Origin of the sequence: Siphonobacter sp. SORGH_AS_1065 (assembly GCF_030818595.1) — a bacterium.
GTDB lineage: Bacteria > Bacteroidota > Bacteroidia > Cytophagales > Spirosomataceae > Siphonobacter.
Map to the genome: position 1 here is coordinate 1,921,372 of NZ_JAUTAM010000004.1, position 21,988 is coordinate 1,943,359.

19 protein-coding genes are annotated in these 21,988 nt (G+C 45.6%); 11 read left to right on the forward strand and 8 right to left on the reverse strand.

What is annotated here, in order from left to right; translation table 11 throughout:
- Positions 1-176: 176 nt before the first annotated feature.
- The gene (locus QE390_RS08690; RefSeq protein ID WP_307141859.1) at positions 177-2,903 is read left to right on the forward strand and encodes a putative LPS assembly protein LptD; all 2,727 of its coding nucleotides are present in this window, start codon (positions 177-179) and stop codon (positions 2,901-2,903) included.
- Positions 2,904-2,977: 74 nt separating this feature from the next.
- Here QE390_RS08690 and QE390_RS08695 read toward each other — a convergent pair whose 3' ends face one another.
- Complete coding sequence (locus QE390_RS08695) at positions 2,978-3,904, reverse strand: AraC family transcriptional regulator (protein ID WP_106638414.1); 927 nt, start codon at positions 3,902-3,904, stop codon at positions 2,978-2,980.
- 692 nt (positions 3,905-4,596) lie between these two features.
- Here QE390_RS08695 and QE390_RS08700 point away from each other — a divergent pair.
- Positions 4,597-5,007 carry a hypothetical protein gene (locus QE390_RS08700; RefSeq protein ID WP_106638415.1) on the forward strand — a complete coding sequence of 137 codons (411 nt, stop codon included), beginning with the start codon at positions 4,597-4,599 and terminating at the stop codon, positions 5,005-5,007.
- Between the two features lie 207 nt (positions 5,008-5,214).
- Here the strand turns inward: QE390_RS08700 and QE390_RS08705 are convergent, their stop codons facing one another.
- From QE390_RS08705 to QE390_RS08725, 5 genes are all read right to left on the reverse strand, one after another.
- Entirely contained in the window at positions 5,215-5,949 is a 735-nt protein-coding gene (locus tag QE390_RS08705) for a 3'-5' exonuclease (RefSeq protein ID WP_307141860.1), read from the reverse strand.
- 615 nt (positions 5,950-6,564) lie between these two features.
- Positions 6,565-6,978, reverse strand: a complete 414-nt coding sequence (locus QE390_RS08710) for a hypothetical protein (protein WP_307141861.1) — start codon at positions 6,976-6,978, stop codon at positions 6,565-6,567.
- Positions 6,979-7,048: 70 nt separating this feature from the next.
- On the reverse strand, positions 7,049-7,771 hold the full coding sequence (lipB, locus tag QE390_RS08715) for a lipoyl(octanoyl) transferase LipB (protein WP_106638419.1): 723 nt from the start codon (positions 7,769-7,771) through the stop codon (positions 7,049-7,051).
- 137 nt (positions 7,772-7,908) lie between these two features.
- Positions 7,909-8,688 (reverse strand): uroporphyrinogen-III C-methyltransferase, encoded by a 780-nt coding sequence (gene cobA, locus QE390_RS08720; protein WP_307141862.1) that lies wholly within the window; start codon positions 8,686-8,688, stop codon positions 7,909-7,911.
- 10 nt (positions 8,689-8,698) lie between these two features.
- Positions 8,699-10,786, reverse strand: coding sequence for a HEPN domain-containing protein (locus tag QE390_RS08725; protein WP_307141863.1), 2,088 nt, complete (start codon positions 10,784-10,786; stop codon positions 8,699-8,701).
- 457 nt (positions 10,787-11,243) lie between these two features.
- Here QE390_RS08725 and QE390_RS08730 point away from each other — a divergent pair, with 457 nt between their 5' ends.
- The 5 genes from QE390_RS08730 to QE390_RS08750 all read left to right on the forward strand — a co-directional run bounded on the left by QE390_RS08730 (position 11,244) and on the right by QE390_RS08750 (position 16,203).
- The gene (locus tag QE390_RS08730) at positions 11,244-14,564 is read left to right on the forward strand and encodes a TonB-dependent receptor domain-containing protein (protein ID WP_307141864.1); all 3,321 of its coding nucleotides are present in this window, start codon (positions 11,244-11,246) and stop codon (positions 14,562-14,564) included.
- Positions 14,565-14,824: 260 nt separating this feature from the next.
- Positions 14,825-15,370, forward strand: coding sequence for an RNA polymerase sigma factor (locus QE390_RS08735; protein ID WP_106638424.1), 546 nt, complete (start codon positions 14,825-14,827; stop codon positions 15,368-15,370).
- A 3-nt stretch (positions 15,371-15,373) separates the two neighbouring features.
- Positions 15,374-15,679: a hypothetical protein gene (locus QE390_RS08740; RefSeq protein ID WP_307141865.1), complete on the forward strand. Its 306-nt coding sequence runs from the start codon at positions 15,374-15,376 to the stop codon at positions 15,677-15,679.
- Between the two features lie 66 nt (positions 15,680-15,745).
- Positions 15,746-16,024: a hypothetical protein gene (locus tag QE390_RS08745; protein ID WP_307141866.1), complete on the forward strand. Its 279-nt coding sequence runs from the start codon at positions 15,746-15,748 to the stop codon at positions 16,022-16,024.
- Positions 16,021-16,203, forward strand: a complete 183-nt coding sequence (locus QE390_RS08750) for a hypothetical protein (RefSeq protein ID WP_307141867.1) — start codon at positions 16,021-16,023, stop codon at positions 16,201-16,203. The genes QE390_RS08745 and QE390_RS08750 overlap by 4 nt, the downstream gene beginning before the upstream one ends.
- Before the next feature lie 619 nt (positions 16,204-16,822).
- On the opposite strand, the gene QE390_RS08755 is transcribed toward QE390_RS08750, so the two are convergent.
- The gene (locus tag QE390_RS08755) at positions 16,823-17,353 is read right to left on the reverse strand and encodes a transposase (protein WP_307141868.1); all 531 of its coding nucleotides are present in this window, start codon (positions 17,351-17,353) and stop codon (positions 16,823-16,825) included.
- 956 nt (positions 17,354-18,309) lie between these two features.
- A complete protein-coding gene (locus QE390_RS08760) occupies positions 18,310-19,050 on the reverse strand; it encodes an RDD family protein (protein WP_106638428.1) in 741 nt (246 codons plus the stop codon).
- Between the two features lie 224 nt (positions 19,051-19,274).
- Between QE390_RS08760 and QE390_RS08765 the strand changes: the two genes are divergently transcribed.
- The 4 genes from QE390_RS08765 to QE390_RS08780 all read left to right on the forward strand — a co-directional run bounded on the left by QE390_RS08765 (position 19,275) and on the right by QE390_RS08780 (position 21,986).
- Positions 19,275-20,225, forward strand: a complete 951-nt coding sequence (locus QE390_RS08765; RefSeq protein WP_106638429.1) for a stage II sporulation protein M — start codon at positions 19,275-19,277, stop codon at positions 20,223-20,225.
- 28 nt (positions 20,226-20,253) lie between these two features.
- Complete coding sequence (locus QE390_RS08770) at positions 20,254-21,120, forward strand: hypothetical protein (protein WP_307141869.1); 867 nt, start codon at positions 20,254-20,256, stop codon at positions 21,118-21,120.
- A 142-nt stretch (positions 21,121-21,262) separates the two neighbouring features.
- Positions 21,263-21,664 carry a hypothetical protein gene (locus QE390_RS08775; protein WP_307141870.1) on the forward strand — a complete coding sequence of 134 codons (402 nt, stop codon included), beginning with the start codon at positions 21,263-21,265 and terminating at the stop codon, positions 21,662-21,664.
- The gene (locus tag QE390_RS08780; RefSeq protein ID WP_307141871.1) at positions 21,618-21,986 is read left to right on the forward strand and encodes a DUF4129 domain-containing protein; all 369 of its coding nucleotides are present in this window, start codon (positions 21,618-21,620) and stop codon (positions 21,984-21,986) included. Before QE390_RS08775 ends, QE390_RS08780 begins: the two co-directional genes overlap by 47 nt.
- Positions 21,987-21,988 lie beyond the last annotated feature (2 nt).

Genomic DNA, 21,988 nt, shown 5'->3' on the forward strand with positions numbered 1-21,988 from the left:
AATGATTTATTAAGTGTCAACGGAAAATTCTTTAGAAAGTTTTCCAATCCCCTGTCTAAAAAACGGGCTCATTGAATGGTTATTAAATTTCAGAAACGTTGAAGAACAGTTTTCTTTTGATCTTTTTTGTGTTGCTCGGTTTGCAGGCCTGGGGACAACGTCCGGGATCAAAACGTATGGCTTTGCCTTTTGGAGGTGTTCGACGACCCGTAGCCGCCGATTCTTTAAAACCGCTTACTCCCGCCGACTCCGCGAAGATTGCCAAACCTGATTCGCTGGCTGATGATAGTGATTTACAGGCTAAAGTCGAATACTCTGCCCGGGATTCCACGGTTTCGCTGTTCGATGAAAGGATTGTCGAACTTTTTGGGGATGCCAAAGTGGATTATCAGGACATTCACCTCAAAGCGGATTATATCAGGCTTAACTGGGAAACGAATGAGGTTTACGCCATTGGCCGAAAAGATTCGACTGGGAAAGTTATCGGTGAACCTATTTTCGAGCAGGGAGCCGACACCTACAATACCAGCGAAATCCGTTACAATTTCAAGACCAAACGAGCCGCCATTAAAACCATCGTAACCAAGCAGGGCGAAGGAAACGTGCGGGGGCGAATTGTCAAAAAAGATAGCTCTAATAACTTCTTCCTGAGGGGAGCCTTTTATACCACCTGCGACTTATTACATCCGCACTACGGCATTCAGGCTCCGAGGATCAAGCTTGTGCAGGGGAAAGGCGATAATAGGCAGGTCATATCCGGGCCTTTCAACTTAGTTATTGCGGGAATTCAGCTACCGCTGGGATTACCGTTTGGCTTCTTCCCTTTTTCCGAAAAACGTAAATCTGGTTTTATTCTGGGAAACTACGGCGAGGAACCGCAAAACCGGGGGTTTTATCTTCGGGACTTCGGGTATTACTGGGCGGCTAATGATAACCTGGGGCTAAGGTTTACGGGCCAGCTTTATTCCAAAGGAGGCTGGGGAGCTGGTTCGCAGGGGAATTACATCAAAAAATACAGATACAGCGGTAACTTCAGTCTGATTTATAACCATAACAAGTCAGGAGATGAGATCGGTCCAAACCGTACGATTTCGAATGACTTCAGCGTGCAATGGTCTCACACCCCACAAACGCTAGGTCGGCCCTATAGTTTTTCGGCTTCGGTTAACATTGCCAGTAGTAACTATACCCGTAACAACGAACAAAACCTGACGACTTCGACCGGTTTGGGGCGTTACCAGCAGAACGTCTTCGGGTCTTCCGTTCAGTATTCCCATAATTTTGGTCAGTTCATTCAAACCAGTGCCAACTTCCGGGTAAACCAGAACGTAACAACGCGGGAACTGACGGCAGGGGTAGGGGTGAATGCAGCAGTTACCCAGTTCCAGCCTTTTCGCCGTAAGAAAGCCATCACTCCGGCCTGGTATGAATCGTTTCGTTTAGGATTGAACTTGTCTAGTAATGTGGATATCACGAATCGCATTCAGCCTCAGATTGTGAGTAATAGCTCCTTTGGCAACGAATTCCGAATTGCGAACTACTTCCCTAATACGATAAATACTACGACTACTTCCTCCGTAGCTCCAACGACTCTAGTAGTAGGTAATATACCGTTCAATCTGGAAAACCTGCCTAAGATTCTGAGAAACAGCCAGGTAACTACTACGTTTTCCATTCCTATTTCCTTGCCTAACTTCAAAATAGCTCGTTACATCAACGTAACGCCAGGCGTAAGTTTGCAGGGTAACCTTTATACCAAGCAGTTTAGTTATCGTTATATCAAACCCGGAGGAATTATCTACAAAGGAATGGTATCAGACAGTGGTGGGGTATTTGTGGATACGCTGAACCGAGTTGCTCCTGCGTATAGTTATTCTACTTCGTTGGGCATTAATACACGGGTGTATGGCACCTATTACTTCAAAAATCTAGGTCGTTTGGAGGCCATTCGCCATACCTTTGCTCCTTCCATTAGTTTGAGTTATACGCCAGATTTATCAAGTAAATTTTATCAGAAAGTACAGATTAACGAACGGGGCGATACGCGTCTATTATCCAAATTTAGTAACTACAGTGGGGGGGTAGGTCAGGCGGCTTCGGCCAGCTTTAGTTTGACCAACCAGCTGGAAATGAAAGTTCGGGCCAAATCAGATACGGCCAAAGAGGCTTTCCAGAAAGTGAACCTGCTGGATAACTTCGGCCTTTCGGGGAGTTATAACTTCCTGGCGGACTCCTTTAATCTCTCGAATCTGTCGTTGGTGGCAAATACCGTTATCCTTAAAAAGTATAATGTGAACTTTGCTTCCAGTTTTGACCCTTACGACGTTGTTCAGGATGAATACCTGTTGAGTGGGCGAAGGGTGAACCGATTGAGAGTAGCGAGTGGTAAAGGACTGGCCGCTTTGCAAACCATGAATATTGGTTTCAGCACGGGTTTTAAAGGGGGCCAGAAGAAAAATAAAGATAATAAAGACCAGCAAAAGAAGAAACCCGAAGGCGTTAGTGATGCCGAAATGCGGTTTATTCAGAGTAATCCACAGTTGTATATTGACTGGGATGTCCCCTGGAATGTCAACGTGAGTTACAACTTTAGCTATACCAAATACGGTTTGGCTCGGGCTCAGAAGTTCCAGACGCTGAGTATGAACGGCGATATTAAACTGACGGAAAACTGGGCCATGACGTTTACTACGGGCTGGGATTTCGTGCAGAACGCTCCGTCATTAACCAACATCGGTCTGACCCGTAACCTGCACTGCTGGGAAGCCTCCTTCAACTGGACGCCTATTGCCCAAAACCTGCGGGGGGGGAACTATAACTTCGAATTACGCGTACGTTCGGCCATGCTGAAAGACCTGAAGCTATCCCGCCGCCGGAGTTTCTACGATCAGGGCGGCTTCTAATAGCCTTGAATACAAAGAAAAATCCCCGATTAGCCCTAGGCTGATCGGGGATTTTTCTTTGTAAAGAACTTCGCTTACAGATTCATCAGCGATTCCCGACGACGCATTTTGCCCGCAGGAATGCCAAACATCATTTTGAAGCGACGGCAAAAATACGCGGTGTCTTTGTAGCCTACTTCCGCACCGATAGCCCGAATGCTCTTCTTCGAAGTGCGTAACAGGTTTACGGCAGCTTCCATGCGTTGATACTCAATGTAATCCTGAGGGTTAATACCCGTCAGCATCTTGAAGTACTGACCTACGTAATCTTCCGATACGTTAGCTACGTTTGCTAGTACCTTATTAGACAGATCGCCGCCGATGTTGTCTTTGATGTACGTGAAAATATCGATCAGACGAGGATCTTTGAAGTACGTACTGTTGGTGGCTAATTGCTCTACAAACAGACGGTGCTTCAGGATGTAACGAATGATATTGATAACGATTTCTTCCGTCTTGATCTTGATGATCCGGCCCCGGCCTGCTTCGTCACGGAAATCCTCCGCGAGAATTTCTTTCAGAGCGTGAGCCAGTGACTCCTCGCCTTTGATGAGAAAGGGAGGTACATCTAAGGACGTAAAAAAGTTAACCGAGTCGAAAACCTTAGCTTCAAATGCCACCAGACCAAAGGAATGGGGGATTTTCCCGATTTCAGCAGGGTCACGACGGGAGTCGAAATAGCGTTCCCGGAAGGTCAGAAACTCTTCGTTGGAAATGCTTTTAGGGTTTTCGCTGCTGCCGTAAGTAATGCTTAAAGCTTTACCCCCAGGAATGAAGAGCATATCGCCAGGCTCTGCCCGGATACCATCTTCTCCAAATGACACCTCTCCGTCGTATAGAATCAACAGGGAGTTTTCGATGTCATAAAAGTTTTTGATACGGATGGCTTGTTGCATCCGAATGTGCCGGGCCTTGATAAATCGGACGCCCAGCGACTCAATGATTTTATTGTAATCTTCCATTGCGATGGGGTAAGGCCTGGTGAATTTCGAAAGTGTGGCCTTTCTGAATATAGGACAAAACTAATAATTGTATTTTTAAAAGCAAATTGGACAAAAAAAATAAATGCATTTAGAAATCTGCGTTTATTTTAAAATAATGCCTATTTGTAAAACAGAAAATAGAATAAGGACCTTACAAGACCCTAACGTTTTATTGCATTTCTAAGGTTCCCTGAAGACATTCAAGGTAATAGAACGCAATAACGTGAAATTTATTTACTAGACTATACGTCTTAATGAGACGAGTTTTTTATCTATTAAAAAATTGTTAATTGTTGACTGCACCCGTTGATGACCTTACCGGCCCTTAGCTATTAGAGAGGATTAGCTAATACGAACATACGCCTACTCACATACTCACTCCCGTAGCTTTTTATTGCAAGGCCTGATGTTGTGGAAACAGAAGTAGATGGCTGACAAGAAAAGCTTGCTCCATGGGAAATGTATGCTTGCATACATTTTTTTAGGCTATCTGATTATAAAGCAATGCTTTAGCAAAAAGTACTTTACAATTTAGTAATGAATGGGAGAGGAAAATTATGCAATCATTTTTCAAAAAAGAGGTATTACTTTTCAGTAAAAGGTCTGAAACAAAGCGATTTATAATAGAGTATATCTCTCATTATCTTTGGTACAAATTGCCCTCTTTGATTATGCACCAGTATACTCCTTCTGACAGCCTTATCAACTTGTTGTTTGAGAACGGATTTCGTGAAGTGACGGAACAATATTTTCCCCACAGTCACGTCCGTCTTGAACTGAAAGGAGAAGCCTATCATCCCGCGTATTTCCAGCGAGCGTTTCGTCATGGAACGGGAACGGCTCTAATCATTCTCAATTACCTCACCATTCGGGTTCTTTATCGTACCTACGTACTGGTTGAAAGCCGTCGCCTGGCTGAAGATGAAGCACAAGCCATTGTTACATTCTGCAAGTTACCTGCCAAGCAGCAGGGAATTCTAGCTGGAAAAATCTCCAATCTTTCGGAACTGATGGCTGCGGTAGATCCTGCTAAAAAAATAGAAGCTCCGGTTTCCAAGAGCTTCTATGCCATTAAATCGTAAGGATGAGTGACTAGTTTGCCGCTAGTCCTAGTTTTGACTTGCAGTACCTGCCCCAGCATTGAATTGAATTTGATGCTGGGGTTTTATCGTTACGTTCGTTTTACGGGTAGGAATACATCTAAATAGGGTAAGAATCAGGAGTAATAAATAAGAAATAATATGGTAATAGTGGTCAGGTATAGGCTTTATGAAAACTGATAAAAGAAATTAGGCAAGTCTGAAAATCTGCTCTTCTGGAAGAAGGGGGAAACGATTGAAACGTAAGTAAAGCTGAGCCAAAACAACGACGTCCTCCCGGCAATATTCAGCGATTGCGGTAAGGCCGTTTTGCTGGTAATAGGTTGCATTAACCTGGTCGCCGGAAAGATTTTCTTTGCTGGAAGGAATTTCAAATAAAGCCGCTAGTAACTCCAGGCTGGTGAAGTTTTTATAATCGCCAAACTTCCAGAACTCCATTGTGTCCAGATGGGGGTTATCATAACGTTTCCAGTTCGGATTCCACAGTGGTTTGGGAATTTTCAAGCCTTGCACCATCAATCGGCGGCATAGGTAAGGGTAATCAAATTCGCGGCCATTGTGGGCACAAAGGGTCAGTTTGGGTGAGTAACGCTTCTCAATCAGATCACAGAATTGTTGCAAAACTTCGGCCTCCTCATGACCGTGAAATGTGCGGACACGGAAGGTGAGTTCGTCGTTTTCATCCCAATGAAAAAAGCCCAGGCCGATGACAATGATTTTGCCAAACTCGGCGTAAATCGCGGCCCGTTCCGGGTAAAGCTCGGCTTCGGTACGCTCTTCATCGTTTTTTAGCCTTCCGGCTTTTCGAATCCATTCTTTCTGGAGGCGTTCAGGAAGTTCGGTAAAATCGGCTTTCCCGGCAACAGTTTCAATATCGATGAATAATAACTGTTTGGTAAAGGCCCGAAACTCAAGGGGAGACATAGCGTAGGGTGTAGGTGGCTTTTAAATCATGCTCCGAAATAACGAAGAAGCCCCTCTATTGTAAAACCTATTTAGTAACTAGTTGATAGTTATTGGTTGATCGATTGATAGTCAGTACTTTACAGCCAAATTATAGATTATGAAATCATTACAAGATCTTAAATAAATAGCGGTTCTACCTCAAAAGCGGCTCTTAATTTGAATAAGAGCCGCTTTTAGAGATTGTCTAAAAATAAGATATAAATAAATGCTGCTTCTCTGGATGAAATCCGGGGACACGATTGTGTATTTAAATCCATTTCATACCTGAAGGACACATCATTACTTATCACCAGCGTCTGTCATTCCGAGCGAAACGAAGAACCTTATGACCTTTTGCGAGCTTGTTGAGTTAGGCGGTAACTTTATTAAGTCAGCTCCGCCCCATTCCACCCAAAGTCTCTCCCTGCATTTGACAGGACAGTTGAGGGTTAATCACTGGTGCGAAATTTCATCTCGTTCCCACGACAAGGAAGAGTTTACCTGCCGTTATCCATCAAAGTTTCAGAAGCCTTGATTCGCATGAAGGTCTTCCATTATAAATTTTAGATAGCTTGCTAGGTATAAGCAATAAGATTAATCGTGAAGGACGCCTTCGCGTTGCAATTGGGTAATGGAAATCAGATGTTGTTCGTCGAGGCTACCCGGAACGAAAATGAAACGCTTGTCATAAATCTGATTATCAATAAAGTAACTTACCCAGTATTCGTTCGTTAAATGAAAAACGGCGGGGTCAATTAACTCGACTGCCTGATGCCCATTCGCGGGAATTTCTTTATAAAAATGCCGTAAAGTAGAGGTTTGCTGAGGTGCTTCGCCCAGCTGATCGGAATTGCTATAACCCCGGGAAGTGACGAAAACATTGGTAATGGGAACCTCATTTTTGTTAATCAGATACACCCGCCATTCGGCTGCATTGGCCTCGTTAACATCGCGGGTGATGGCTACTTTTACTCCTTCAACGGGTAAAAAAGGAATGTCTTTTTTCATTGGGAAACGTATTTTTTCAAGGCATCCAATCTCACATTTCTGCGAACGATAAGCCCATTCCTGGAAGGACTTATGCGTGTGCCTTGGATTCGATAATAGTCATTTCAAATAACTCGGCCAAGTGCGTTTTTACGCGTTGAGCAACTTCGTTGAAATCAAGCTCATGGCCTACTTCCTTCGCCAACGAGGTAACGGCTTTATCTTCAATGCCGCAGGGAACGATGTAATCAAAGAAAGCGAGTTCAGTATTTACGTTCAGGGCGAAACCGTGCATGGTTACCCAGCGGCTGGCTTTCACGCCCATCGCACAGATTTTCCTTGGATTTTTCTGTTCCAAATAATCCAGCCAGACGCCGGTCAGGCCATCAATGCGACCTGCGGCAAGACCGTAGTCGGCACAGGTACGGATGATGGCTTCTTCCAGCGTCCGCATGTACCAATGAATGTCGGGTTTGAAATTATCCAGGTCGAGAATGGGGTAACCTACCAGTTGGCCCGGCCCGTGGAAGGTAATGTCTCCACCCCGATTAATTTTATAGTAATGAATGCCTTTGCTTTCCAGCTCGGGCTCGGTTTGTAACAAGTGCTCAGGTTTACCGCTTTTGCCTAAGGTAAAAACAGGCGGATGTTGCACAAAAAACAGGTAATTCGACGTAGGCACCTGTTCCGCTTCGGGTAACTTTCGGTTCTCTACTTTTCGGGCTACTACTGCTGCTAAGGTGCGTTCCTGCTCGTCCCAGGAGGACTGATAATCCCGTAGGCCCCAGTCCTGAAAGAATACTTCTTTATTCATGATCTTCTTTGCCTTCCATCAATCTGCAAATGTAGCATTCCTGATAAAACGGTTCCGATTCTGGAAAGGTTCGGCGTAAAAAGAATAGGCAGCCGGGATTCCCGACTGCCTGGTGTATTCAAAAATTTCGTAAAATGTTACGAAAATAAGTTACCGTTTTTCAGGAAATCCTGCCATTCGGCGTCGTTACTTCGATACCCATAACGAACGACTTCTCCCAGAACAATCACTGCTGGATTAGATAGCTTGTGTTCTAATGCCAGCCGGGGTAACTCCTGAGCCGTGCGGAGAGCCGTTCGTTGCTCGGCCGTGGTGCCGTTTTGCAGAATGGCAGCGGGTAAATCAGCTTTACCCATTTTGCAGCAAAGCTCAGCGATTTCTTCCAGCTTATTCATGCCCATCAGTACCACTACGGTTGCGGTGGTGCATAAGGCCAGGCAAAGATCACGAGAAAGCGAACCATCGGTTTTTGTGCCAGTAATGACCCAGAAACTCTCGCTTACGCCCCGGGCGGTCATGGGAATTCCGGCAGTTCCGGCCACGGCCAGAGCCGAAGAAATGCCGGGAACATAATCCGTTTCAATCCCAAACTGACGGGCGTATTCGATTTCCTCCTGACCCCGACCAAAAACGAAAGGATCGCCGCCTTTGAGCCGCACGACGTGACCCGACGCATAGGCTTTCTCCACAATCAGATCATTGATACGTTCCTGTGAAAAACTCTGTCCGGGGCGTTTGCCAACGTAAATCTTCTCCGTATCGGGAGAACAATGGTCGAGTAATACGGGATCAATCAGGGCATCGTAAAGTACTACCTGAGCCTGTTGCAGGACTTTCACCGCTTTCAGGGTGATGAGATCAGGGTCTCCCGGCCCTGCTCCAACGACGGTCAGTTTAGGGTTTATTTTTTTGCTCATTCGTATAAACTCAGGCCTTGGTAGCGACGGCTTCTTCGCGTACGCTACGGGCCCGTTGAATAAATTCAAGTGCTTCGGCCAGGAAACGGGCTGCGAATTCTGCCGAGGGTTCATTCTGGTTGATTTGCAGCGTCTTTTCGGTAAACGTTTTACCACCAAAGGTAAATTCTCCGGTTTCTACGTACTGCTTATCAAATTCCTTAATCACCGCGTGCTGCGTGCTAACGTTTACGCTTTTATCGAGCAATAAAGCTTTCGCTCCCGAAACAAAGACGCTGTAGCTGTGGTAAATTGAATCGGCGTAACGACCTTCTTCAAAAGCGGCCTTGGCCCAGTCGTATTTTTCTTCCGCTTCAAAAATCAGCGTTGCTACCAGGTCAATAATGACGCTGGCACATTCTCCAACTCCAATTTCGGTGGCAAATGCACCCGTCTGGCCCCAGTCAACGAAATCGCTGTCAACTACGGTAGTCAGATCGGTCAGGGGTTTGAGTAAGCCGTAGAAGTACTTTTCGCCCTGACGGTCATAATAATTGTGGAAATATTCTCCTTCTTCGGCGTTGGCATCGTAATCGCTCAGCAACCAACGCAGGGCCTGAGGACCGCGTTTGGATGGAATCTTGATGACTTTGTCAGCCACCCGACCTTGTCCATCGCCAAGCGTCGCACCGCCGAGTAATACTTGCAGAGCCGGTAATACCCGTTTGTCAGGAGCTTTCATCGAGCTGCCATGCAGACCGATGTGAGCCATACTGTGTTGACCACAGGCATTCATACAACCCGAAATCTTGATTAACAGGTCGTTATTAAAAATCAGATCAGGGAATTCGTTCTGAATGACTTTTTCCAGTTCCAGTGAAATCGAAGTCGAATCTGAAATAGCCAGGTTACAAGTATCCGTTCCGGGGCAGGCGGTGATATTGGCTGTACTGTTGGCTCCTGCCTGAGCAAAACCATGAGCCGCAAGGATGGCATAAACCGTTTGTAAATCTTCACCTTTCACAAAGCGAAGTAACAAGCCCTGATTAATCGTAACGCGAACGTCATCAGCCACGTAAGGACTCAGTTGTTCAATCAGACTACGGCTTACTTCGGAACGAATATTACCCAGGGGTACGCGAACAAATACGCCATAATAACCCGCCTGTTTTTGAGCAAATACGTTGGATTGATACCAGTTGGTCAATTCAACCGAATCGAAGGCAGGTTCCGTCGTCGCTAAAGGAGCCACTTCGTTTTCTGGGGCTTCAATTTCAAAAGTTTTGGATTTCAGGGCCGTCCATTCTTCTTCCACCAGACGCTTGAATTCATCCAGACCAATTTTAGCGAGCAGGAATTTTAGACGGGCCTTATGACGGCTATTCCGCTCGCCATGACGATCAAAAATTCGTAAAACCGCTTCAATTGTTGGAATTAACTGATTAGCTGGCAGGAATTCATAATACAGATGAGCCAGAGCTGGTTGAGCACCCAATCCGCCGCCTACATATACCTTGAAGCCCCGCTGCCCATCCTGAATTTTAGGAATAAAGCCTAGGTCATGCATGTAAGCTAAAGCCGTATCCTGGTCTGTGCTGGAGAAGGACATCTTAAACTTACGGCCCATTTCCTGGCAAATCGGATTACGCAGGAAATAACGAAAAGTAGCATCCGCGTAAGGGGTTACGTCAAAAGGCTCCTGGGGATCGATACCCGCGGTTGGAGAAGCCGTTACGTTTCGAACCGTGTTTCCACAAGCTTCTCGGAGGGTAATATCATCTTTCTCCAGGTTAGCCCATAGTTCAGGCGTACGATCCAGACTTACGAAGTGAATCTGAATATCCTGGCGAGTGGTCAGGTGAAGATTGCCCGTTGAATATTCATCCGAAATATCAGCAATCCGTTTCCACTGTTTGAAAGTCATTTTGCCGTAGGGCAACTTAATCCGTACCATCTGAACGCCCTGCTGTCGCTGTCCATAGACACCACGAGCCAGCCGCAGACTTCTGAATTTTTCTTCATGAATCTGGCCCTCCCGGAAAAGACGGATTTTACGCTCTAAATCAACGATATCTTTTTCAACCAGGGGATTTTCAAGTTCAGTGCGAAAACTTTGCATATGCAATAAGGCTTTTATTCTATCGAATAAATAGAATTATCTTACAAACGTAGGACTCTTACTCGTAAAGCCCAAACCCTAGTACGAATATTTTAGTGCGGAATAAGGAAAGTATTTTCTTAAAATCAGACGATTAAGAAGGGGGAGGTTAGGGTTTTGAGTTGTGGGTTTAAAGTTTTGAGTTGTTATGTTGTTTATAACTCGAAGTAAATGATAATAATATACAGCACATGTATGGGATACCATAATCTACTAACTAACGAAACCCTAAACTCCAAACCCACAACCCTAAACCTCAAACTCATCCCTCATCTACTCAAAACAACTTTTCATCGATGAATTATTGAAACGGGTCATAATCCGTTTTTGAGCCTAGTAAACCTAAACAGCCCTTCCCTATCAGAGAGTCAATTCAGTAGCAAAAAAGCCTTCTATGATACACCCCTGGTGTTAAACAATGAAAACGAAATCCTATCTCTACTTACTTATAATCAGTCTGAATTTCACGGCTGCTATGGCTCAGCAAGGAGCTATTTCGGGCCGCGTAACGCAGCCTTCCAGCAAACCCGTTGCCGAAGCTAAGGTAGTTCTCATCCAGCCCGCAGACACGACCAAGCGGCTGGCAAGTCAGACAGACACTTCCGGTAAATTTCTATTCAGAGGACTCGAATACGGGCCAGCTTACCGCTTGCGGGTAGCTAAGGCGGGTTTTCAAGCCAAAGAAGTAGAGGTAGCCCCTTTGCGGGTACCTACGGATGTCGGCGTGATTCCCTTAACCACGGTGGGCGGCAGCGTTACTACAGATACGATTAAACCAGCTTCCACTCCGGTATCGGCCGTGCCTTCCAACACGCCTGCGGTTCCGGTAACGTCCGCTCCTGCGAATGTAGCCCGTCAAACGGCTCCCCGAGATACCACGCCTACGCCCGACGCCACTACGCCGCCTCCGACGGTTCCGGCCCGAACGACGACCCCTGCAACGGCTGGGCAGGGCATTGAATTGAGAGGTCGGGTGACGGATAAAAATGATAACTCTTCGCTTTTCGGAGTAACGGTTTTATTAATAAATGCCCGCGATTCTACGCAACGCAGTGGCACAACGACGGATGCCGATGGCCGATTTGCCTTCCCCAATCTGAGCCGTGGAGCGTATCGCTTACGACTTTCCTACATTGGGTATAACACCGAACAGGTTCAGATTCGTCCTTTTAACAGCGTGCAGGATTTGGGAACTTTACAACTTTCTTCCAACTCCAGAAACCTGAAAGAAGTAACGGTCAAAGGCATGCAGGAACGCGTGGAACAAAAAGCCGATACGCTGATTTACAACGCTGATGCCTATAAGGTAACCAAGGATGCAAACGTGGAGGATTTGGTAACAAAAATGCCCGGCATTACCATTGAAAACGGTACAATCAAAGCTCAGGGGCAGGATGTGAAACGGGTATTGGTGGACGGTCGGGAATTTTTTGGTGATGATGCTTCGCTGGCCTTGAAGAACTTACCTTCCGAAGTTGTCGATAAAATTCAGGTCTTCGACCGCCTGAGCGACCAATCCCAGTTTACGGGTTTTGATGACGGTAATGCTGAACGGACGATTAACATTACTACGCGTACGGGTAAGAACAACGGCCAGTTTGGAAAAGTATACGGCGGGTATGGAACCGACAACCGTTACTCGGCGGGGGGAAATATCAACTTCTTCAGTGGAGCTCGCCGGATTTCTCTGATTGGCTTGAGTAACAACGTAAACCAGCAAAACTTCGCCATGCAGGACTTACTCGGTGCTCTGGGTTCCAGTGGTGGTGGCGGTCGTCCTGGCGGTGGTGGAAATTTTGGTGGTAATCGCGGCGGTGGTGGCAACCCTGGTGGTGGCGGAGGAGGATTTGGCGGTAACTCCGCCGGTAACTTCCTGACGGGTCAACAGGGTGGTATTACCTCTACGAATGCTCTGGGCTTGAACTATACCGACAACTGGGGTAAAAAAATCAAGGTAACGGGTAGTTACTTTTTCAATCAGGCCCGGAATACTACGGAAAGTGTGTTGCAACGGACGTATTTTTCAACGGCTAACAGAGGCCAGATTTACGATCAGTCGAGCTTTTCTTCCAATAATAACCAGAACCACCGGGCTAACTTGCGGCTGGAATATCAAATCAATTCCCGTAGCTCGTTAATCTGGACGCCGCGTATCAGTATTCAGAATAATAACAGCAACAGCAATGTAAGCGGGATAAATACCGAAAGCGAAACCGGAGCTAAGTTAACGGAAACGAATACCAATACTTCGGCTCATAGCAATGGCTACAATTTCTCGCAAAACCTCTTATACCGCTATCGTTTTGCTAAGCCCGGACGTACGATTTCAATTGGGGTAGGAACAACGCTGAACACGAATAACCGGAACGGTTTCCAGCTTTCACAGAACCGTTATTATATCAACGACTCACTCGCCACGATTAATCAACAATCGGAAACGCATACGAACAGTAATAACTGGTCGGCTAATGTGAATTATACCGAGCCGATTTCCAAATCGAGCCAGTTACAATTCAGTTATAACGGTTCAATTACCAATAGTAAGAGTAACAAAGAAACGTTTGACTATAACGAACAAGCACAGTCCTATTCCAATCTCAACACGATTTTAAGTAACCGCTTCGATAACCAATACACGACCAATCGAGGTGGAATTTCGTATCGGTTACGCACAAGCAAAGCGTTCCTGACCTTGGGTGGCGATTATCAAATGGCAGATTTGTCAGGTAATCAGGTGTATCCACGAGAATTTTCGGTGAATAAAACGTTCCAGAATTTCCTACCAAATGCGGATCTGAACTACAAGTTTACGCAAACGAAAAACCTGCGTTTTAACTACCGTACTTCGACCAACGCTCCTTCCATTACGCAGTTACAAAACGTGTATGACATCACGAACCCGCTCTTTATTTCCAGTGGCAACCCTGAGCTGAAACAGGAGTACAGCAATAACTTATCGCTGCGTTACAACAGCACGAACGTCGCTAAATCGGTGAACTTCTTTGGCGGTTTGTTTGCCACGTTTACGCAGAATAACATCACTAACTCCACCTTTATTGCCAATCGGGATACGACGCTGGCCGAGGGCGTTCTGTTAACGCGTGGGTCCCAGTACTCGCGTCCGGTAAACTTGCAGGGCTATCGCAGTATGCGGGCCTTTATGAACCTGGGCTTACCCATTCAGTCCATCAAAAGTAACCTGAACCTGAACGGTGGCGTAAATTATACCCGCACGCCCGGTTTAATCAATCAGGTATCAAACATTTCAAATAATTACGCCTTCAATGCTGGAACGGTGCTGAGCAGTAACATTAGCGAAAACCTGGATTTTTCGGTATCGTATAATGGTTCTTATAACATTGTTCGTTACTCCATTCAGCCGCAGCAGAACAGTAACTACTTCTCACACACGGCTCGTTTCCGTCTAAACTGGATTTCTCGCAAGGGCTTTACCGTTAATCCTGACGTTACCAATACCCTTTACAAAGGGCTGGGAGCAGGGTACGACCGTAGCTTTACGCTGGTTAATCTGGGGGTTGGACAGAAGATTCTTAAAGATCAACGCGGTGAAATCCGTCTGACGATTTTCGATTTACTGAAACAGAACAACAGCATTAGTCGTAACATTACCGCGTCCTACGTAGAAGATAATCGCACGCTGGTGCTGAGTCGCTACTTTATGCTGACGTTCACGTATAACCTGCGAAATTTCAGAGGAAGTAATGCCTCGAAAAATTAATTTAAGTCATCAACCCAAAGGCCGCTGAAGAAATTTAGCGGCCTTTTTTATTACTCTGGTAGAGACGCAATGAAGTCGCGTCTGGGAAAGAGGCGGTTTTATTACCTTTCAATTATTTTCATTTCCCAGCTAAGACGCTATAAATGGACGTCTCTACAGGCTGTTAAAAACAGAGTTCAATAAAATATAAACTTCTTTAAAGTAATTTCTCCCCGCCTTCGTCTTCTCCTTTGTAACCGACTATTCAAGCGGACTGATTCATGGCTGAAACCTCCACGCGTACTGTTCTTTCGACCGTAAAACAATACGGCGGAAAACTGCTGGGGTTTATCCGTGGGCAGGTGCGTAACGACGAAGATGCGGAAGATTTATTACAGGAAGTCTGGTATCAGCTAAGTAAGGTGGTAAATCTGGATGAAATCGAAAGTATCAGCGGTTGGCTCTTTCAGGTAGCTCGTAACAAAATTACGGACTCGTACCGAAAGAAAAAAGAAGAACCCCTTTCCATGTACGAAGAGGACGAAGATGACCACCGCATTCGGCAGGTTTTACTGACGGAACCTCAGACGCCGGAAGACCAGTTTTTCAGAGATCTTTTCTGGGAAGAATTAATGCAGGCTTTGGATGAGCTTCCCGAAAAACAGCGACAGGTTTTTATCTGGAATGAACTGGAAGATCAAACCTTACAGGAAATTGCCGATGAAACAGGCGAAAACCTGAAAACGATTATTTCCCGGAAACGATACGCCGTACAGCATTTACGGAAACGACTGGAAAAGCTTTATAACGAACTGAATCAACTATAAGTCATGGGACGCCGACGCCTTTTCTTTCCCCTGTTTTTCGTAGCCGCTTTTTTCGGACTTTCTTTCCTAGTGCAGACGCTTTGGAATCATATTCTGGTGGATGTAACCACAGTGAAAACCCTGACGTATCCACAGGCCATGGGGATTTTGGTATTAAGTAAAATTCTATTCGGGGGCTTCGGGCCGCGACCTCAACGTACGCCGTTTGGTGGCCACCAGCGTTGGCGGGAGAAGTGGAAAAACATGGATGAGGATGAACGGACTCGTTTCCGAAGCGAATGGAAAAGGCGGTTTGGAAGAGATGAATAAAAAATCAACATCAGTTAAAGTAATTCTTTCGCAGGTTCGTCCTCCCCTTTGAAAACAAATGATACCATGAATAACACCATCTTAAAATCTATTCTGGCGGGAATATTACTGGGCGGTGCCCTGTTTGTCCTACCTTTTTTTCTGCTGAGAATCGCTCTCTTTTTCTTATTCATCGGAGCCATTTTCAGACTCTTTCGTGGCCCTCGTCACTGGGGACATCGCAGACCGTGGCGTAGTGACTTTACCGACCGGATTCGCCAGATGAGCGATGAAGAATATGCCGAGTTTAAACAACGAGGATTTTGCCGTCCCTTTGCAACTACCAATCCACAACCCAACGCATGAAACGTAACCTGAATCCCTGGATTGTCGCTGTAGTGGCTATCCTTACTTTCGGTGGATTAACGGCCGTAACAGGCCCCCGCCGATTCGAATCTTTCCGTCAACAAGGCATGTTTCATGATACCTGCCACGAAGGGTATTACGGACATCCATCGCCGGGAGATTTACCCCAAGATAAGTAACTACATTGAGTCTTTCAAAAGCCATGAAAACAAACGGGACTCTGCGTTAACGCAGAGTCCCGTTGCTATGAATTGCCACCGCAATTCTAATCCTTCGCTGTCATTTGGAGAAGAACGTTTACTAAACTCTGGTCGTAGTATTAGAATGGTTTTGTTGCTGATGAATTTCTTGCGTAAGGCGGCCAGAGGCCTTCAGCTAGGTCGTCACTCGGCAGAGCCGAGCGACTGCGGAGGGAAGTATTGCTGCTAGCTTTTTCGCTGGCAGCAATAAAACCATCTTTATTCAACTCATGACTGTCATTTAGAGCGAAGCAAATAGTCTTACCCTAGGATTAGGGAATGGCTTTTGCACTCGCCGCAGTCGCTCGGCTCTGCCGAGTGACGACCTAAGGGTAGACCTCTGGCCAGTCACAAGCAAGCACATTACTGATTAACCAAACTACACTTCGCAGTCGCTCGGCTCTGTCGAGTGACGACCTAGCTGAAGGCCTCTGGCCGGTCACAAGCAAGCACATTATTGATAACCAAACTATACTTCGCAGTCTCTCGGCTCTGCCGAGTGACGACCTAAGGGTAGGCCTCTGGCCGGTTACAAGCAAGTACATTATTGATAACCAAACTATATAGGTAATACTTTTATAGGACTCATCGGATGAGCACTACTGAGATAATAATGACTCGGATCAGTGACAATACCTGCTGCGACAGGATTCAAGTGAATGTAATCCATCTTTTGTCGGGTCACTTGAGGCGTGTATAAGGCAATAGGGTGGTTAGTTTTTTGCCAAAAAACATACTGCTCGTTTTGAGACGTATACTTTGCCCAATATCGTAATTGATTTAGAAGCCAGTCTCTTCTACTCTCCTGTTGATTTTCTTCAATAAGCTTTAAAATTCTTTTCGCTGTATAACTTTTGAAATCTCTTAAGACCTCACTAAGGTTGCCTTCCTTTCTACTGGCAATCAAATGAATGTGGCTACTCATCACGACATAGGCATAAATCTGTAATCCTTTGTTGGCCTGACAATAACGCAGACTTTTTAATAATTCTTCTACGTACGAAGGCCGAATGAATACGTCAATCCAGCCTTGTACTGAAATGCTTAGGAAGAATAAGCCTTCAGGGTAAGTTTTTCTTAATTCTGACATTTACTAGTGTAAGTTGGGGCTGGTAAATGTAGAGCTAAAAAGTGCTTTCGGATATGCCGTTTACGAATTGAATCATTCTCCTTTTTTAGTATTCGGCTTTGGCTAATGATCGACTTCTGGCCGGATTTGTGATTCGTTACCTAATATAGACTTCTTGCGTAAGACGGCCGGAGGCCTACAGCTAAGTCGTCACTCGGCAGAGCCGAGCGACTGCGAAGTATGATGAAAAACTCGTTTTTAGAAACGAAAAAAGACAAGCTGATTCAAGAATATCACACCCAAAAATAGTAGAAAACCGCCTGCAGTAAACCAAAGGAACCTACGGATTCTAATGTCCTTTTCTTGCTCGGTTAATCGCGTGGAAATATTTTTTGAAATGTGCGGACTGATAAAAAGCATATAGACTAGCAATAGCCCTATAATACTTACGAAGCAAAAGATACTATATAGAGGATAATTGGACAGAATGATTCCTTGATGATAAAGTAACCCTGTAATGAGTAATTGAATAGCCACGTAGTAGAATATGAGCATAGCCCCTATCGCAGTGTTAATTTGAGATTTTAATATAGTAGCAGTGGTGTACTTTCTCCAAAAGAAAAAGCAACCGTCTTTCACCTCATTTAGATACGTATAAAGTTTCATAGGTAATGGATTAGCTTTTATAAGTCATTTCCCCAAAGTCACTCGGCTCTGCCCAGTGAAGAATCTTACTTTAAAATGGCGGTATGGTTTCTTCCTGGAAATTAACTAGCCTATGCCGAGTAACTAAACTATGACCGGAGTATTAGAATGGTTATTTGTTACCTGGTAAGTTTCTTGTATGAGACGGCCGGAGGCCTACAGCTAGGTCGTCACTCGGCAGAGCCGAGCGACTGCGGCGAATCTTACTTTAAAATGGTAGGATGGGTTCTTTCTGGAAATTAACTAGCCTCTGCCGAGTGACTGCAAAGTTTTTATACGCCTTCTCGCACCGCCAGTACCGTATGATCCTGCACTAATGTATTGAGGAAAACCCAGTCGTCGAGATCCGTTTGAATGCTGGTTACCTGCTTCACCTGTTCGGCGGTTTGAGCTAACAGATCGAAAGTATGGTGTTGCTGCGTTTTTCGAATCACTTTTCTAATGGTGGTAATATCACGGTCAGACAGAAGCAATGCCTGCGGGAACGTAACTTCATAATCTGGGTACTCGTTTTGAGTAGGCAGCAGATCACCCAGCTTGACAGGAGCTCGAAGCTTCACCACTGCCGTCTTGGCTGCCCGGTCGCCGAGACGTTGACCACTGAAAATGGCCATGGTAACCAGCCCAATCATCCCTGAAAGCACCCAAACATCCACGAGGCGTAACAACCAGCGAAGCAGATAATCGCTGATGGTAGTCGGCGTTCCATCCACCCGAACCACCCGTAGCCCCAATACTTTCTTGCCAATGGATTGTCCATTCATGAAAACCTCCGAAAGGAGACTGTAAAACATAACGGGTAAAGCAATGAATAGAAGATACAGGCTGATGGTCAGATTGCTGTCCATAATCTCACCGCCGATCAATTTCCCAATCAGTAAAGAACCCAGCAACACCCAGGCTCCCATGATGAGCGAGTCAAGAAGAAAGGCCAGTATGCGGTCGCCGATGCTGGCGGGAAGAAATTCCAGGGTAACGTTCTGATTCGTCTGAAAAGCAATGGTCGGATTCATGGGGAGCGTTGAGCGTTTGGGATTTAGAGCAGAGAGTTAATGATGATCTCTCTATGGTTTAAGTACACTTTCCTTTGTTTAACAATTTATACTGAACGCTAAACACAAAATGCAAAACTCTAAACAGTATCACTGAGCGAAGAGCGAATTACGAAAAAGTTTTTGCTAATTTGGCTCGAAGGCCAAATACTTTACTCTTATCACAGGTCTTTCGCTGGATTCTTATGCGGGAAGCAGTTTTTATCAAACAGAATACGGAAAAGTGGAAACACTACGAAGAAGATCGTACCCAGAATCCTGATGAGCTGGCCGAGCAGTTCATTGAGTTAACAGACGATCTGTCATATGCCCGTACCTTCTACCCGGACTCGCCGGTGACGCGTTACCTCAACACGCTGGCAACGCGGTTTCATCAGAAAATTTACGCCAATCGGAAGGAAAAGAGTAATCGCCTGTTTCGCTTCTGGGCCTATGAACTGCCTTTCCTATTCTATAACTCCCAGCGACAACTGCTCTATGCTTTCCTGTTTTTCTTTGCAGCGACAATTCTGGGTACGGTTTCGAGTTTATACGACGAAAGTTTTGTTCGTCTGATTTTGGGGGATGGGTATGTTAATATGACCCTCGATAATATTCAGAAGGGCGACCCGATGGCCGTCTATAAGTCCCAGCAAATGACGGTTTCGTTTCTGACCATCACGATCAATAACATTCGGGTGGCGTTTGCGGCTTTTGTGTACGGTATCGTGTTTTCGGTAGGAACGGTTTACGTTTTATTTCAAAATGGAGTAATGCTCGGGGCTTTTTTTACTTTTCTGTTTCAGCAAGGCGTGATTCGGGATGCCTTATTAACCGTCTGGATTCACGGAACGCTGGAAATCTCGGCTATTATCATTGCGGGCTGTGCCGGGTTAACCATCGGTAACAGCATCCTTTTCCCGAAAACGTATTCCCGCTGGGAGTCTTTTCAGCGGGGAGCCCGACAGGGAATGAAAATTGCCATTGGCCTGATGCCGATTTTCATAACCGCGGGCTTTCTTGAAGGCTTTGTTACTCGGCAACCTTTATATCCCTTGGTTAGCATTCTGATCATAACCCTTTCGGCTTGCTTTATACTTTGGTATTTTGTCTGGTATCCCATTCAGCTGAACCGCAAGGCTCAGGTAAACCGATAATCCTCTACCTTAATTACCTACCTGAAACATGCGTCCGATCCGACTTCGCGAAGAGCGAGATTTTAGTGAAATTATCAACATTACGTTCCAGTTTACTTTTCAAAACCTGCGTACGCTGGGACCCGTTTTGCTTTACTTTGCGGCTCCGTTTTCTCTGATTTCGGGCATTGCTACGGGCTTGTTTCAGTCCCAGCTTTTCAGCCTGGCGAGTGATCGCTACGGCATGGCTTCCTCCTTCAGTACGGCGGGCTGGGGGATAGAATACCTGCTGAGTATGCTTTTCAATCTACTGGCACACATCGTGATGTCGCTGGTGGTGAGCACGTACCTCGTTCAATACCTCAGCACGGACGGCCCCATTGAGCCCGCTGACATCTGGCGGGTAGTTTCCCGTAAACTACTTCCTGCCTTAGGAATGTATATTCTATATGGCTTGAGTCTGTTGCTGGGAGCCATTCTCTGCTTTCTACCCGTGGCCTATCCCTATACCGTCTTCAGTATGGGAACGATCAGTATGGTGCAGGAAGACTTATCGCCCATTGGGTCCTTGCAGCGTTCGCAGGAACTGGCTCAACTTAGCTGGAGCGATGGACTGTCGACGTTCGGAATTCGGATTCTGGTAACCATTGCCGCGAGTTTTCTGGGAGCGATTTTATCCGTTCCTATGTACTTGATTATGTTTCTTCAGGGATTGAAAGTATTGGGAGAGAACCTGCAATGGATTATGATGTTAACGTCCATTATTTCGGTTGGCGGTGCAGCTATTCTGGGCGGATTAGTAGATGTTGCTCTCGGTTTTCAATATTTCTCTTTGGTGGAGAAGAAAGAAGGCATTGGCTTAATGGAAGAAATCAGTCAGATCGGTATCCAAACCAGACGCGATGAAGAAGAGTAATATTCAGTTTACGGTTTTCAATGGAGGTTAGGTGCTGTATATCCTATGGATTAACCGCAGAGTTGCACGGAGTTCGGCACAAGTTACGCTAGGGTTAATGCTCAACTGAATAACCGTAAACTGAAAACAGATAATTGAACAAATGAGACGTTTAATACTATTTTTTATAATCGTTACTCAGTCCGTTTGGGCTCAGTCGGGCAGCGATTCACTGGGGGTTGGAAAGAAAGTCCTTCCGGTAGAAGCGGCTCGTCCGGCTTTGCGTCAGCCGAATGCTGAAATCTGGAAAGACATTACTACCTCCCGCGATTACAAATACAGCTATGATCCTGAACCACCGACGGGTTTTCTGGATGAAATCTGGCAGCGTTTTCTGAGTTGGTTATTTGACTTTCTTTATAGTTCTACTACCCGCACCGGTCGCGAATGGATTCAGATAGCCTTTATTGCTGCTATCGTTGTTTTTGTAATCTATAAATTGATCGGCATGGATAAAAATGGGGCTTTTCAAACGAAAATCCGACGGTGTTGCTTTGCCGTATGATACGCTTTACGAGGACATTCACGCCATTAATTTTCAGGAAGCCATTGAAGAAGCCAGTAGCCAGCGAAATTTCCGGCTGGCCGTGCGATTATTATACCTGCGTGCCCTCAAAATCCTGACAGATCAGGAGTTAATTGGCTGGCAGATCAACAAGACGAACCGCACTTACGTCTACGAAATAACGGAACCTTCCGTACGCAGTCGCTTCGAGCAGTTAACCTCTTCGTTTGAGTACGTTTGGTACGGCGACTTTCCCATTAATGAAGAACGGTATCAGGAAATAAAGCGGGAGTTTGATTCCTTCAAACCCGTAACTCAGTAAGA

Coding starts and splice junctions, on each gene's coding strand:
- QE390_RS08690 (WP_307141859.1), top strand. CDS start 177: ATGGCTTTGCCTTTTGGAGGTGTTCGACGACCCGTAGCCGCCGATTCT.
- QE390_RS08695 (WP_106638414.1), bottom strand. CDS start 3,904: ATGGAAGATTACAATAAAATCATTGAGTCGCTGGGCGTCCGATTTATC.
- QE390_RS08700 (WP_106638415.1), top strand. CDS start 4,597: ATGCACCAGTATACTCCTTCTGACAGCCTTATCAACTTGTTGTTTGAG.
- QE390_RS08705 (WP_307141860.1), bottom strand. CDS start 5,949: ATGTCTCCCCTTGAGTTTCGGGCCTTTACCAAACAGTTATTATTCATC.
- QE390_RS08710 (WP_307141861.1), bottom strand. CDS start 6,978: ATGAAAAAAGACATTCCTTTTTTACCCGTTGAAGGAGTAAAAGTAGCC.
- lipB (WP_106638419.1), bottom strand. CDS start 7,771: ATGAATAAAGAAGTATTCTTTCAGGACTGGGGCCTACGGGATTATCAG.
- cobA (WP_307141862.1), bottom strand. CDS start 8,688: ATGAGCAAAAAAATAAACCCTAAACTGACCGTCGTTGGAGCAGGGCCG.
- QE390_RS08725 (WP_307141863.1), bottom strand. CDS start 10,786: ATGCAAAGTTTTCGCACTGAACTTGAAAATCCCCTGGTTGAAAAAGAT.
- QE390_RS08730 (WP_307141864.1), top strand. CDS start 11,244: ATGAAAACGAAATCCTATCTCTACTTACTTATAATCAGTCTGAATTTC.
- QE390_RS08735 (WP_106638424.1), top strand. CDS start 14,825: ATGGCTGAAACCTCCACGCGTACTGTTCTTTCGACCGTAAAACAATAC.
- QE390_RS08740 (WP_307141865.1), top strand. CDS start 15,374: ATGGGACGCCGACGCCTTTTCTTTCCCCTGTTTTTCGTAGCCGCTTTT.
- QE390_RS08745 (WP_307141866.1), top strand. CDS start 15,746: ATGAATAACACCATCTTAAAATCTATTCTGGCGGGAATATTACTGGGC.
- QE390_RS08750 (WP_307141867.1), top strand. CDS start 16,021: ATGAAACGTAACCTGAATCCCTGGATTGTCGCTGTAGTGGCTATCCTT.
- QE390_RS08755 (WP_307141868.1), bottom strand. CDS start 17,353: ATGTCAGAATTAAGAAAAACTTACCCTGAAGGCTTATTCTTCCTAAGC.
- QE390_RS08760 (WP_106638428.1), bottom strand. CDS start 19,050: ATGAATCCGACCATTGCTTTTCAGACGAATCAGAACGTTACCCTGGAA.
- QE390_RS08765 (WP_106638429.1), top strand. CDS start 19,275: ATGCGGGAAGCAGTTTTTATCAAACAGAATACGGAAAAGTGGAAACAC.
- QE390_RS08770 (WP_307141869.1), top strand. CDS start 20,254: ATGCGTCCGATCCGACTTCGCGAAGAGCGAGATTTTAGTGAAATTATC.
- QE390_RS08775 (WP_307141870.1), top strand. CDS start 21,263: ATGAGACGTTTAATACTATTTTTTATAATCGTTACTCAGTCCGTTTGG.
- QE390_RS08780 (WP_307141871.1), top strand. CDS start 21,618: ATGGGGCTTTTCAAACGAAAATCCGACGGTGTTGCTTTGCCGTATGAT.